This window comes from Pedobacter agri PB92 (assembly GCF_000258495.1).
In the GTDB taxonomy this organism is placed as follows: domain Bacteria; phylum Bacteroidota; class Bacteroidia; order Sphingobacteriales; family Sphingobacteriaceae; genus Pedobacter; species Pedobacter agri.
In genome coordinates, this window is sequence record NZ_AJLG01000005.1 from 49,422 (window position 1) to 63,506 (window position 14,085).

General features: G+C 39.7%; 13 protein-coding genes. 8 read left to right on the forward strand and 5 right to left on the reverse strand.

Translation table 11 applies throughout. The annotated features are described in order from the left end of the window. Positions 1 to 136 precede the first annotated feature (136 nt). The 8 genes from ON09_RS25805 to ON09_RS01665 all read left to right on the forward strand — a co-directional run bounded on the left by ON09_RS25805 (position 137) and on the right by ON09_RS01665 (position 10,149). The gene (locus ON09_RS25805) at positions 137 to 1,012 is read left to right on the forward strand and encodes a TonB-dependent receptor plug domain-containing protein (RefSeq protein WP_051010149.1); all 876 of its coding nucleotides are present in this window, start codon (positions 137 to 139) and stop codon (positions 1,010 to 1,012) included. A 233-nt stretch (positions 1,013 to 1,245) separates the two neighbouring features. Continuing rightward, positions 1,246 to 3,405, forward strand: coding sequence for a TonB-dependent receptor domain-containing protein (locus ON09_RS01640; protein ID WP_051010150.1), 2,160 nt, complete (start codon positions 1,246 to 1,248; stop codon positions 3,403 to 3,405). Between the two features lie 12 nt (positions 3,406 to 3,417). Further along, a complete protein-coding gene (locus tag ON09_RS01645) occupies positions 3,418 to 4,980 on the forward strand; it encodes a SusD/RagB family nutrient-binding outer membrane lipoprotein (RefSeq protein ID WP_010599325.1) in 1,563 nt (520 codons plus the stop codon). A gap of 17 nt (positions 4,981 to 4,997) precedes the next feature. Further along, positions 4,998 to 6,536 carry a DUF5689 domain-containing protein gene (locus ON09_RS01650; protein ID WP_051010151.1) on the forward strand — a complete coding sequence of 513 codons (1,539 nt, stop codon included), beginning with the start codon at positions 4,998 to 5,000 and terminating at the stop codon, positions 6,534 to 6,536. A gap of 78 nt (positions 6,537 to 6,614) precedes the next feature. Continuing rightward, positions 6,615 to 7,886: a calcineurin-like phosphoesterase C-terminal domain-containing protein gene (locus ON09_RS01655; protein WP_394358210.1), complete on the forward strand. Its 1,272-nt coding sequence runs from the start codon at positions 6,615 to 6,617 to the stop codon at positions 7,884 to 7,886. A gap of 7 nt (positions 7,887 to 7,893) precedes the next feature. After that, positions 7,894 to 8,187, forward strand: a complete 294-nt coding sequence (locus ON09_RS26740) for a calcineurin-like phosphoesterase C-terminal domain-containing protein (RefSeq protein WP_394358211.1) — start codon at positions 7,894 to 7,896, stop codon at positions 8,185 to 8,187. Positions 8,188 to 8,637: 450 nt separating this feature from the next. Next, positions 8,638 to 9,207 (forward strand): Crp/Fnr family transcriptional regulator, encoded by a 570-nt coding sequence (locus tag ON09_RS01660; protein WP_010599327.1) that lies wholly within the window; start codon positions 8,638 to 8,640, stop codon positions 9,205 to 9,207. A 78-nt stretch (positions 9,208 to 9,285) separates the two neighbouring features. Continuing rightward, positions 9,286 to 10,149 (forward strand): SDR family oxidoreductase, encoded by an 864-nt coding sequence (locus ON09_RS01665; RefSeq protein WP_010599328.1) that lies wholly within the window; start codon positions 9,286 to 9,288, stop codon positions 10,147 to 10,149. 85 nt (positions 10,150 to 10,234) lie between these two features. Here the strand turns inward: ON09_RS01665 and ON09_RS26430 are convergent, their stop codons facing one another. The 5 genes from ON09_RS26430 to ON09_RS01680 form a co-directional block, all read right to left on the reverse strand. Next, on the reverse strand, positions 10,235 to 10,399 hold the full coding sequence (locus ON09_RS26430; RefSeq protein WP_010599329.1) for a glycerophosphodiester phosphodiesterase: 165 nt from the start codon (positions 10,397 to 10,399) through the stop codon (positions 10,235 to 10,237). Between the two features lie 10 nt (positions 10,400 to 10,409). Continuing rightward, positions 10,410 to 11,219, reverse strand: coding sequence for a glycerophosphodiester phosphodiesterase family protein (locus ON09_RS01670; protein WP_010599330.1), 810 nt, complete (start codon positions 11,217 to 11,219; stop codon positions 10,410 to 10,412). Between the two features lie 787 nt (positions 11,220 to 12,006). After that, positions 12,007 to 12,174, reverse strand: a complete 168-nt coding sequence (locus ON09_RS24670) for a hypothetical protein (RefSeq protein ID WP_238533581.1) — start codon at positions 12,172 to 12,174, stop codon at positions 12,007 to 12,009. Between the two features lie 409 nt (positions 12,175 to 12,583). Next, complete coding sequence (locus tag ON09_RS01675; protein WP_010599331.1) at positions 12,584 to 13,288, reverse strand: response regulator transcription factor; 705 nt, start codon at positions 13,286 to 13,288, stop codon at positions 12,584 to 12,586. A 22-nt stretch (positions 13,289 to 13,310) separates the two neighbouring features. After that, positions 13,311 to 14,085 (reverse strand): sensor histidine kinase (locus tag ON09_RS01680; protein WP_010599332.1); only part of this gene is annotated, 775 nt, incomplete at its 5' end.

A 14,085-nucleotide genomic window follows, 5' to 3' on the forward strand; every position in this document is an offset into this window, starting at 1 on the left:
ATAAGCGATTTAATCATTAAATAGTGAGACTAAAACTTATTTTCTTTTGGTATTTGTGTTAATATGAGTTTAACATATTCTTTATCTTAAAAGTGAACCTTTGCGGCAAGGAAAGGATAACTAATTAAAAAAACTGATGAAGAAAATTTTACATGAAAAGTATAGGAAGCAAAAGTCCTTTAATCCAATGTGGATTAAAGTAAGCTGTATTCTCATTCTTTTTTTAGCCCAGCCTTTTAGCCTGTTTGCTGGTGGAAAACTGATCTCAAATTACCAAACCCAACAAAATGTTACGATTAAAGGTAAAGTGGTTGATGATGCCGATAATCTGCCTTTGCCTGGGGTAACCATAATGGATGGAAACAAAAGGGTATTTGGTATTACCAATAACGATGGAGAGTATGCCATTAGCGTGCCTCTGGGAACTGAATTAAATTTCAGTATGTTGGGTTACACGGTAATCAAACGCCTGGTATCGCAAAATACAGGTATCCTAAACATTCGTTTAAAATCAGGAGACAATATTTTAAATGAAGTTGTGGTAACTGCTTTAGGTATTAAGCGGGAAGAACGTTCACTAGGCTACGCTACTACGGTTGTAGACAGCACGGCGCTTACCAATGCGGTAGCCAGTAACTGGACTGAAGCCCTTTCGGGTAAGGTTGCTGGTTTAAATTTGGTGCGCAATAGTGGTCCTGCCGGGTCAAACAAAATTATTCTTCGTGGAGAAAATAACCTTACAGGCGATAACGAGGCTTTAATTGTTATTGATGGTGTGGTTGCAAGCAGTAGCGCCCGACGCAGCAGTCCAACTGGTGGTGGCGTTTATGGTACTTCGGGCGATATTATGCCTGCAGATTTCGGTAGTGGTTTAAACGATTTAAATCCTGATGATATTGAGAACGTAACGGTATTGAAAGGACCTGCAGCTTCTGCCTTGTATGGTCAGAGAGGTGCAAATGGTGCGATCATCATCACGACCAAATCAGCAACGCTAGATAGAAAAAACTAGGTATTACGTTTACTTCAAATAGTGCGTGGGAAGAGGTAAACAGTGGTCCGGACAGGCAACAGGAATTCGGAGCAGGTGTTTATGGTAATTCTTATTTTTCATATGGTACAAGTCCTGATGGTCCGAGTACTAATGCTACCAGTTCTACCTGGGGGCCGCCATTTTCTTTAGGAAGTTCGTTTTATCAATACGACCCTGCAACCAAAGCAAGAGGTGTTGAGCGTACCCCATGGGTGGCTTACGAAGATCCGGTTGATGCTTTTTTTACAACGGGGTTCGAGTCGAGCAACTCTTTAAGTTTAGATGGAACTTACAAGGGTGTCGGGTTGCGCCTGTCGGCCAGCCACGGCAATAACGAGTGGATTGTACCCAATACAGGTCTGGAAAGAACAACGGTAGCCTTAAATGCAAATACCACAATCGCGAAAAAACTGACCATCAATTTTAAAGGACAATATAGCAACCGGCATAGTGATAACTTACCGGCCACGGGTTACGGTAATCAGTCGCTAATGTATTGGTTTATGTTTGCGCAACCAAACGTAAACGTAGATTGGTACAGGGATTATTGGGCTCCAGGAAGAGAACTATTGCAATTCCAAAATATTACGACAACGAATCCCGAAAGTCCTTATGCAATTTCAGAGCAATATCTGAACGGGCAACGAAGGAATGGGTTTTTAGGAAGTTTATCGGCAAACTACAAAATCACATCTGATTTAAGCTTAATGGTAAGGGCATCTGGTGATTTAAACAATGATGTGCGTGAAACCAAACGTCCATGGGATGCTTCAGGAAATAAATTTGCACAGGGTTCATTCAGGTTGGCTAACATCCGCTCGTATGAAATCAGTGCTGATTTCATGTTGAGATACAATAAAAAAATTGGTAAAGATTTCCAGGTTACTGCAACCGTCGGCGGAAGCCAGCTGCGTAACAGCTATAACAGGTTGGAAACACGTGCCGATGGATTAATTATTCCAGGTGTTTACGATTTGAATAACAATAGAAGCCCTTTAGTTTATGCCCCTGATACGGCCAGATATAGAATCAACAGTTTTTATGGAACAGGATCACTAGCCTACAAAAATTATCTTTATTTGGATATTACGGCTCGCCAGGATTGGAACAGTACCTTGGCAACCATTACCAGAACAGATAATGTTGGCTTTTTCTACCCATCTGCAAGTTTGGCCTTTATTGCCTCAGATTTCTGGAAACTTCCAGCATCAATCAGCTATGCTAAATTAAGAGGTTCAATTGCTCAGGTAGGTAGTGGAAGTACAACACCTTTCAGAACAGAGTATACATATCTTTCGGCAGCCGATGGAATTTATCCGGATGGTGCATTGAACAATACCAGAATTCTGCCAAATCCAAATTTAAAACCTTTAATAACAACTACGGTAGAATTGGGATTAGACTTAAGGTTGTTTAAAAACCGACTGAACTTCGATCTAGCAGTATACTCTGGAAACACTAAAAATCAAATTCTGAATCGAATTGTAGATAAATCAACTGGTTACAATGTACAGGTAGTGAACATTGGACGGGTAGATAATAAAGGAATCGAGTTAGCTGTAAATGGTACACCAGTTCAAACTAAAAACTTTAAATGGACACTGAACGGAACTTTTACTGCAAACAGAAACAAAATTAAAGAGTTAGCAGATAGTTCTTTGGTGTTGAGAACAGGTGCTTTGGGTAGCGGCCAGGTAGTGGCCAATGTTGGTGGAAGCATGGGCGACATTTTTGGAAGAGGGTACCTTCGTGCACCTGATGGACAAATTGTTTACAATCCAAGTACTGGTGTAGCCTTGGAAAATCCGGATTTAATTTATTTAGGCAATACCACTCCGCAGTTCAGATTTAGTTTTGGAACGGGAGTAACGTATAAACAATTTAGCTTATCTGCATTGTTCGATGCGCAATTGGGCGCTGTTGGTCATTCCTTAACTTTCTCAAGAATGGCCTCATTAGGAAAACATGCCATTACCGTTCCAGGACGATACAATGGTGTAATTGGTGATGGCGTGCTGCAAAATGCTGATGGAACCTACCGTAAGAATGATGTGATTGCTACTGATATTGCGGCATATTACGAATCCCTTTATGGAAGTGGCCAGGCAGAAGGCAGTATCTTCAAAACGGATTATTTGAAATTCAGAGAGGCTAACCTTACCTACACATTCGCTAACAAATTCACTAAGAAATTGGGCCTGAACAAATTATCGTTAGGGGTTTACGGTCGTAACTTATTTATCTGGTCGGAGTGGCCAGCCTTCGATCCGGAATTTGGAACACTTGCCGGTTCTGATATTGTACAGGGCTTTGAAGTGGGGCAATTGCCTTCGACCAGAACTTATGGTGCCCGTTTAGTTGTCGGTCTTTAATCTATAGATATCATGAAAAATAATAAAAATATAATCTATTTGCTGTTAACCATTCTTTCCTTATCGACAGTTTCTTGTACAAAGGATTTTACGGAGGTGAACACAGATCCAATAGGCAGAAGAACTGCTGAAGCACACCAGTTGCTTACTCCCGCACTGGTAAACGTGCTCAATGCCAACATGGTGCGCAACTGGAATTTCAATAACCAGTTGATGCAGGTAACGGTTGAAATCAACGATTCTGAAGGCAGGGTATTTCGCTATGATGTACGGAGAAATCAGGCCGATTATACCTGGAATAACTGGTATACCAACCTAACAGACTTAAGAGATATCTACACCATCGCCAGCCAGCCGGGATCGTTAAATAAATCTTACCAGGCGATATCACTGATTACACAAAGTTGGGTTTATTCGTTGCTCACTGATACTTATGGTGATGTGCCTTACTCGGATGCGAATTCTGGCAAAGCAGATATCATGGAGCCCGCATTTGATAAACAACGGGCAATTTATGAAGATATGTTTTTAAAACTTGAGCAGGCTAATCAACTTTTAAAAGAAGGTACTGCCATTGTGCCTACCAGTGACCCTGTTTTTAAAGGAGATGTTTCTAAATGGAGACGTTTCGGCAACTCTTTGTACCTAAGGTTGTTATTGCGTGTAGCCGGTAAGGCTGAAGTTTCGGCAACTACCATCGCCAAGATCAAACAAATGGTAGATACTGCGCCAGCAGAGTATCCGGTGATGGAAAATAATTCCCATACTGCCAAAATTTTATGGAACGGAACAAACAGCAGCACCGCTGTATTTTCTTCCCCATTCATGGTTAATATCAGGGCCGTTGATTTTAGAAATATGCCAGTTTGCGATTTCTTCTTGGGGAAACTGGTAAACTGGGATGATCCTCGTGTTGATCCGGCTTTAGGTACCGCAAGCGTGCCGCGTTTCGGACTTGATAGGGGACCAGATGGATGGGTTGGCGTTTCGAGTGGTTATTCCCCAGGATCGGGGGTGGTGCAACAAACGCATTTCAATTCAGATACGGAAAATAAACTGACCTTACAAACCGACGTAAACACGGGGATTATCATGAACAGTGCCGAGGTTGCTTTTATAAAAGCTGAAGCTGCGGCTAAAGGATGGATTTCAGGTCCGGTTCAAAACTACTACTATAAAGGAATGGCAGATGCAATTAATTACTGGATGCCTACTTACATTACCAATCCTACAGATGCTAATTTTCAGAATTATATTAATACTGCTGGGTTAACCTGGGATGCTACTTTGCCATTAGACGCCACTGCTTTTGGGAGCAAAAGCCAGATGGAATCTATTCTGGTACAAAAGTATTATGCAATGTTTCTGGTCGATTTTCAACAATGGTTTGAATATAGACGTACAGGGCATCCCATCCTTCCTAAAGGCCCTGGTTTAGTGAACGGCGGACGGATGCCAACCAGGTTAAATTATCCATTGATTACACAGTCTACCAACCCAACAAGTTACAGAAACGCTGTTGCTGCCCAAGGCGCTGACGACATTAATACATTAGTTTGGTGGCAAAGACCTTAAGCTCAATTTTATCAGATATGAAAAAGATCTTCAAAATAAATTTACTTGTCGCAGGCGCATTGCTATTCATTCTGGCAGCCTGCAGTAAACAAGATCATCAGTTTGTAATCAGTACACCGAGTCCATTTATATCAAATTTGGATATTCGCAAGCTTTATAAAGGAAACGATGTTACCCTGACGAAGGAAGAGATGAGAGAAGCGACAGTCATTGCTGGTCAGGTTACTTCAGATCACACTGGCAGAAACCTGCCAGAAGGTTTGCTTTTTGTCCAAAATTCAAGAAAAGTAAGTGCAACCATCGATTCGTTGAGGGGGATAGCCATTAATATTGGAGCTGCGGCTGCGAACTACCTTCCAGGTGATTCAGTACACATCAGAATTGAAGGCGGTGTACTCAAAAGATTAAACGGCGTACTTCAGATTACAGGTATCCCAGCTTCAAATGTTCAAAAAGTGGCTAGTGGTATCAATGTGATTATGACACCGGTATCTGCTGTCACCATGTTAGCTAAACCTGAAAATTTTGAGGGTTTATTTGGTGTCGTTTATAACTCGAACTTCGAACCAAATATTGGGGTAGAGCGTATTGAAGGTGTTAAAACTTTCAATGAAGGGTCGGGTAATATTCAGATGAATGTGAATAGTACAGCAACTTTCAAAACAGAATTCCTGCCATATTCAGCAAATGTGATGGGTTTAATTATTCCCTCGGCAACTGGCGTACCGCAAATATGGCCTCGAATCAAATCTGATTTTATGGCAACAAGTATTGTTGTAGATCCTTCGGTTCCTCTTGGTCCGAATCCTGCAATTATTACTGGTTATTTTGCAGATCCTGATGGAACAGATGCCAATTACGAATATATCCAGTTAATGGCAACGCAGGATCTGGATTTCAGACAAAAACCATTTAGTGTATTCACTACGAACAATGCCGGTGCTTCAACCCCAACGGGTGCGCCAACAGGCGGTTGGGCAACAGGCGGGTTACGTACCTATAAATTCAATATCACCAGAGGAACTGTTGCAAAAGGTACATTTTTTTATGTAGGCGGATATAAGGTAATTGGTGGCACAAACTCAACAGATATCAGTCAGGCAAACTGGGTAGTGAGCAAGTTATATAACAATCTGCCTGGCGATGATGGGGTGGGTGATGTTACTGCAAACTTACTGGCCAACAGTGGTAATGCAGCCGGTATGGCAGTCTTTGCAACAACTAATGTTGGTTTGAATACCGTTCCATCTGATGTTGCATTTTATGCAGGAACAGGAAATGCATTTGCAAGTGGCGTAGGTTATGCCATTGTTGATAACGATTTTTACAAAAGAAACAATGGAACAAGTTTCCAGCCTTTTTACCGTCAGGGCACCAATACGGATAAGGTTGGTGCTAATCCGGAAGCTGCCCAGTTCAGTTATTTAGGTGGTGTTTACAACGCCGCGACCAAAACCTGGACCACCAAGCGCAGCCACAAAACAGTGGCAGTTCCTAAAACATCACCACTCGCGGTGATTCAGGAAATGACCGGTGCAACAAGGGTAATTAATTAGAAGCTTTTAGCTGCTCCAATCGGGGCAGTTTTTTTTGAATTGAATCTCAGATTCTAACAATTTCAATAACAGTTTACAATGAAAAATATAATTTTACTTGGAACGGGTATGATCTTCTCGTTGAGTGTTTTTGCACAGCAAAAAGTAACAGGTTTTGTGTATATTGATGCAAATAAAAACGGAAAGCATGATCGATCAGAAAAAGGATTATCCAGAATTTCTGTAACGAATGGCATTCAAGTGGTACAAACCGATGAGAAGGGTAGGTATGAACTCCCTATCGGCAATGATCAGATCATTTCCCTCATCAAACCCACAGGCTACAAAGTGCCGGTAAATGATGACCAATTACCTCAATTTTTTTATAATCACAAACCGAATGGTTCACCAGTTTTGAAGTACAAAGGGGTTTCACCAACAGGAGGGTTGCCTAAATCGGCCGACTTTCCGCTCACTGCTGCTCAAGAAAATCCAGATTTTACGGCATTGATCTTTGGTGATCCACAGGCGTACAATTTAACAGAGATTGATTATTTTGCAAAAGGCGTAGTTGCTGAAGTGGAAAATATAAAGAATGTTCAGTTCGGATTAAGTATGGGCGATCTGGTTGGAAACGATCCCTCATTATTCACGCCCTATATCAAGGCCGTAAAGAAAATTGGTATTCCGTGGTATAACCTCATGGGTAATCATGATATCAATTTTGATGTTAAGGAAGACCGATATTCAGATGAATCTTATGAGGCACACTTTGGGCCTGCGGATTACGCTTTCAATTATGCAGATGTTCATTTCATTGTGCTCGATGACATTATTTATCCAGATCCAAGGGGTGGTAAATCTTACTGGGGTGGCCTAAGGAAAGATCAATTGGAATTTGTAAAAAATGACTTAAAATTTGTGCCCAAAGATAAACTCATTGTGATTGCCTTCCATATCCCTATTGGTTTTGCCGGCGAAAATGAAGCTTTCAGGGAGGCTGACAGAATTGAGCTTTTTAATTTATTGAGTAACTTCCCGAATACTTTATCCATGTCGGCACATACCCACAATCAAAAGCAAATGTTTTTTACTCAAAAGGATGGTTGGAAGCAACCCAAAGCCCATCATCATTACAATGTGGGTACTACTTCGGGCAACTGGTATTCAGGAGAACTCAATGAAATTGGCGTGCCGGTATCCACGATGAGCGATGGTACGCCAAAAGGATATGCCTTTATCAATTTCAAAGGAAATCAATACAATGTTGATTATAAGGTTGCGGGCAAAGAAAAGAGTTATCAGATTGATATTTATGCGCCTAAAGTGCTGGAAAAAGACAAAAAAAACTTCAGCAGGGATTTATGCTAACTTTTTTATGGGTAGTGAAAAAGATGAGGTGCTTTTTAGAATAGACAATGGTAAATGGAAGAAAATGACTTATGTTTTAGAACAAGATCCAAATTTTCTTTCTACGTTGCATAAATGGGATAATACCGAAACATTACTTACCGGAAGAAGACCAAGTATGGCAGCAGAATGCAAACATCTTTGGAAAGCTGCTATCCCTATGAATCTAACCGCAGGAGAGCACCTTATTGAAGTAAAGGCAACCAACATGTATGGGAAGGTTTTCAGTCAGAGTAAAAAATATAAAATTTTGGAAAACTAGGATAGCTTAATTGATGGTGGGGATAGATGATTTTTTAACATGCCATTAAACTTCACTTTACAATCGTTGCCTATATTTGTTAAGTATATATCCGGTTATATACTTTCGTTTTATTAATAGTGGCTGCAATGGACTTTGTAGCCACTTATCATTTATATACCTTTTCCAGGTAATTAAGGCTTATCATTTAATCTTATTCCTGTATAAAGAGAGAAATCAACTTTATTTTGCGCCAATAGCGTTGAGGCATTTGATCATGATTTCTGGAATGTTTACAGGGAGAAAATGCCCGAAGAAAGTTTTTAGTTTGAAAATGATATCCCAGTCTCGAGTTTTTCCCATTGGCGAAGAAGCGTTAAGATCGCTTAGAATTTACGGAAATATGTCTATACATTTTCATTTTTATCATATTGTGGATGATGTGCTTTACTGAGGCCTTATCTTTCGCCTATGAAAGCGCTTATCGATTTAATTTTACAATTTGGGGTTTTAAATAAACAGCAAACTGATTTTATTTTAAGCAAGGCCAAAACACTTGACATGAAGAAAGATGAATATTTTTCGGAAGCGGGGAAAGTTCCCAGACACGTAGGTTTTGTTCTGGAAGGTGTATTTCGCTTTTGTTATTACAATAATAAGGGTGATGAGGTCACCAACTATTTTGTTGATGAAGGTAATTTTGTGGTTGACAACGAAAAATTCGAATCTCAAATTGTTGCCTCTGAATACATACAGGCCGTTACGGACTGTAAAATTCTGGCTTTTTCAAAAAAGGACTGGGATGATATTTCCAATACGATTGTAGGTTTTGAAATGATTAAATCCAATGTTGTAAAAAAATGTTTAACCTTGGCAATGGAAAGAAGAAGCCCACTGGTTTCTGAAGATGCCAGTACCCGATATTTGTCATTCATTCAAAATTTTCCTTCTCTCGTCAATCGTATTCCCCTTTCTTTTGTGGCATCCTATCTCGGTATCACGCAGCAATCGTTGAGTAGAATACGCAGAAATATCCGATAGTTCCGCTTTTTACCAAATGGTAAATGTTTTTTTGTTTCTGATGCCAATTTTTGTCTTATTCATTATAAAAAAAGGAAGATGAACAAAAAAATTGTAATAATAACAGGAACGAATAGTGGTTTCGGTTGGTTAGCGGCACATAGCATCGCTGCTTTGGGGCATCAGGTATATGCAACCATGCGGGATACCAAAGGCAAGAATGTAGAAAAGGCAGAAGCGCTGTCGGCTTTAGAAAATGTACATGTTTTAGATGTTACGCTAACGGATGATGAAAGCGTGAAAGAAGCAGTTGATCAGGTGTATCAAAAGGAGGGACGAGTTGATGTTTTGGTTAACAATGCCGGTGTTTCCATAAACGGATTCACCGAAAGTCTTACCACAGCGGATGCACAGGCAATGTTTGATGTGAACTTTTTTGCGCCATGGAGATTGATCAAGCAGGTCTTGCCATTGATGCGCAAGCAGTCGGAGGGTCAAATTATCAATATCACCAGTGGTTTCGGACGGGTTTCCTTTCCCTTTGCCGCAATGTATGGTGCTTCCAAGTTCGCGCTGGAGGGATTAAGTGAGGGATTACATTATGAGTTAAAATCTTTGGGTATAGATGTGGCGATTGTTGAGCCGGGAGCTTTTCCGACCGAGATGGCACAAAAGAATAACCCAGGGGCTGATGTTTTTGTTTCAGAAGGTTATAAGGCTATTGCCGATGTTCCTGGTAAAATGGTCGCTGCAATTGGTGAATTGATGCATGCTAAAAAACCTAATCCGCAGGATGTAGCAGACGCTATCGTTAAATTGATTGGTCTGGAAAAAGGCAAAAGACCATTGAGAACGGTTGTAGATCCGATAACCGGAGAATTCATCCATGCAGCAAATCTCGCAGTCGAGGTTCAGTATGCAAAGGGGTTAAGCATGTTTGGCATGGGCGAATTGTTGGATTAAATACGACACGCAAAAACATTTATTTTATGTATAACACAAAGGCTGATGGACTAAAATAATCAGCCTTTGTGTTTTATGAATTCTTTTACTTTTTTTGATAGCTGCCCATTAATCTGATTAATAAGTCGGGACTGTTTGTGATTATTCCATCAACTCCGAGCTTTGCCAAGGCAATCATATCTTCCTCTTTATCAACTGTCCACGGGAGGATCAACATATTTTTCTCATGAACTTTTTTAACCATATCCATATCCACTCCACTATAGTATGGACTGTAGATATTGGGAATGAATCCTAGATTTTTGAGGTCCTCTTCGAGACCGCTTTTTTTTAGAATTCAGCTGCTTGAAATATTCCTCTACTTCCTTGGCCGATAAACCATATTTCTGAAGCTGATCTTTGGTAAGGTTCATTTTGCCCTGAACTAGTAGTGATAGTTTGACATTTGGTTCACCCTGGTGCAGGATTTTGAGTGTTCTCACATCGAAAGACTGAACGGTCAATCGCGGTTTTATTTGCTTTGAATTGATAACATCCATTAATGCTTTGACAAAAATCTCTGGCGTGGGATTGTATTTCCCATCCCCGGCAGGTGAACACTTGGTTTCTATGTTGTAATACACCTGTTTAAGATTGTTTTCTTTTACATAATTTTCTACACTGTCTATCAGATCGCCCAAGAGTGGCTTATATGTTTTTATTTGCTTTTGCGCAGGGAACATCGGGTGAGCTTTTAACCCTGAGTGGTACGTGCGAATGCTGTCGTAAGTCATCTTATATAGGCTCAATTCTTTCTGCTCATCTTTGTGTACTTCAGTGCCATCCGGTTTACTCATAAATGCAGCTGACATGTACCCATCATGAGAAACTACAACTTTGCCATCTGCAGATATCACTACATCCAGCTCTAAAGTTTTTGCGCCCAGTTTTACGGCATTTAACATTGCAAGAATGGTGTTTTCGGGTAATAATGCCATACCCCCGCGATGGGCCTGAACATCCAGTTTTTGCTGAGAAAAGCCAGTTGCTGATAATAACAGTAAGCTAATGATTGTTAATTTTCTTTTCATAAATAACGGTCAATATTTTAAGTGCAAAACTACCTTATCACCATACTAAACTTATTATGACAATATTAATTTTAAGCTAATATTCATTCCGCTGAAGAAGATGTTCAAGATCGGTTTAAAGCTTTTGAATGTTCAGGTCCATGCCGGACAGTATCTTGAACGAATTGTTATGAGTTTCTTTTGAGGGGCAGAGACTTAACAATATGATGTGTTTAAAGTACGTACCGTATTTTGTTTAAATCTAATTTTTCCTGAATCAACAGAAACTCATCCCGTTAATCAAATTAAATGTTAGTATTTGATAATGGGTTGGTAACTAAACAAATTTATGATCAATGTTGCAAAAGTATGTTATTTACTCTCATGTATCAATTCTTAATTAATTGTGGTACTTTGAAGGTAGAACGTTGATCGGCAATATTACTTATGTTTTCTTGATGTATAAAACTGCGTTTCAAATTCATCATATTTTGTTTACGCGATTTTTTAAGTCACTGAAGTAGGGGGTGTATCCCGTTGGTAGATGCTTTATTATTAAGCAGACCTTTTACAAATATCATTACCGGATATTAACAACATCGGCATTTCGTAAATATACTTGTAGTTCCACATCCTTAATGTCTGCCACTTCTGCGAACGAGGTTACTAACCATGCTTTCATTCACATCATCAGGAAATAGGGAAATGAACCAGGCGATTCTGGGTACGCTTTTGCTACGGGTAGCTTTGATAGGCCATCAAGTTCTATACTTACCGGTTTGCGACGGGGCACTATCTAAAATTTGACTTAATGTACTGGAGAATTTTTCCCGGTTTGATGTACCTGCAGCTTTCGCACATTCCTTATGTTTTTCGTGCTCACATTTGCTTGCTGATCCGCATAACTCACTTCATTTGGATCGTTCAAATCTACTTTAGCATCGTCACGACCGTCTTGTTTGCTTTTATCATCCATAGTGCTAAAACATGTAGGTACTGGTGTCATGGTCAGCGTCAATCATGAAATGCAGTTCCAAAAAGCCATTGTCGCTGAATCGATAAGCACTCCTCCGCCCTATAAAAATTGATGTCCTTACGAAAGGCAAATAACAGTTAATAAGTATTTACAAAAATTGAGTTTTTTTGTTGAGCAGTCCATCTTGCTTTCGGATTTCTTCGAAGATAATCACAGTCAGCATTGAAGAATGGCCTGGGAATTATTTGTGCCCTCTTTCGTCGATTGTAACTCGGTATGTCTGTATGATATTGGGGTATCTGATAGTGATTAGATGTTTATACCAGCAAAGGCTGCAGCAAATTCTTAGTTCAGTAAATTATGTTGTCAAGTTAGAAGCTAATTTGCATGTAATCCTCACAAGTGTAACTCACTTAACCTTCAGAATATAGCCCAATCCGTAAATATTTTCTATGCTCACCTGAGCGGAGGCTTTGAATAGTCGCCTTAGCCTGGAGATGAACACTTCCAGGCTTTTGCCGTTAAAATAATCATCATTTCCCCATAATTTAACCAAAAGATCTTTTTTCTTAACAACCTGATTGATATTGGCAGATAGATGATCAAGCACCTCGGCTTCACGCACTGTTAAAGATATTTCTTCCCCATGTGGTAAAAGTATAAATAGTTGATCTTTTTGGTAGGTGATGTCGCCAAAATTAACACTACTTACTACCGGTGTTTTAGGAATTATGGGAATATTGGCAAATTTCTTTACAATGTTCCCGATGCGAAGGACCAGTTCTTCAATCTCAAATGGCTTAGAAATATAATCAATAGCACCAATTTTCAATCCCCGCAACCGGTCATGCTTTTCATTGTGCGCTGTTAAAAAGAAAAAAGCCTGGTTGGGATTTAGTTTTACAATTTCTGTACTCAAATCAAAACCATTCCTATCAGGGAGTTGAATATCGATGATCATCAGTTTATTATCAAGTGGATGCTGTCTGTAATACGTTAATGTATCGGCTGCTGATTGAAACCAGCGCACGCTAAATCCCCTCAGTTTCAAATATTCTGAAATAACGTTTCCTAAGTCTGTTTCATCTTCAATGATGATAATATCGTATCTCATGCTGTTTCATTTTGTAGTGAAGTTAGCAATAGACGGATTTCTTCGGAATGTATACCAAAAACTCCGTTCCGGTGCCAATTTCCGATTTTATGTCAATACGCCAGCGATGTAAATCTACCGATTGCTTGACGTAATACAAACCCAAACCTAATCCAGGTACGTTTTTATCCCGTTCTTCACGAAAAAATTTATCGAAAACTTTAGATATGCTTGCCGCTTCAATCCCTTTCCCATTATCTTTAATGTGCAGAACGAAATCATCACTTTCTTCACTAATGAATACAGCGGTTTTTTTAATAGTGCTGAGGTTGTGTATCAATGAATTGTCGAGCATGTTTTGTAGCATCGTGGTAAACATAAACGGATCAATCATCAATAAAATTTCGTTGTGATGTGGATCAAAAGCAAGGGAATGCGGTTCAGGAACTTTAATTTTAAAATCATTTACGATGGCTAGAACGGAATAATTCAGGTCAGTTTTTTCCAGGTTAATTTCGTTATTAATTTCTGAAATCTCAAGCATTTGATTGATATGCGAATGCAAACGCAAGGCCTGCCGCTCTACAATATTTACTAACTCTTTGACACGGTTTCGGTCGTTTAATACCGCATCTTCATGCAAACTTTTACTGGCCACTAAAATGGTCGTAACTGGAGTGTTAAACTCGTGTTTAATACTATTGAGAAAGTCTGATTTTACTTCTGCTTCTTTCTTTTGGCGCATCCAGTTGATGTACGTGTAGTAATTGATGGCTACAATGATCGCAATACACAAGGCCACCAGCAGGAAGGTGGGT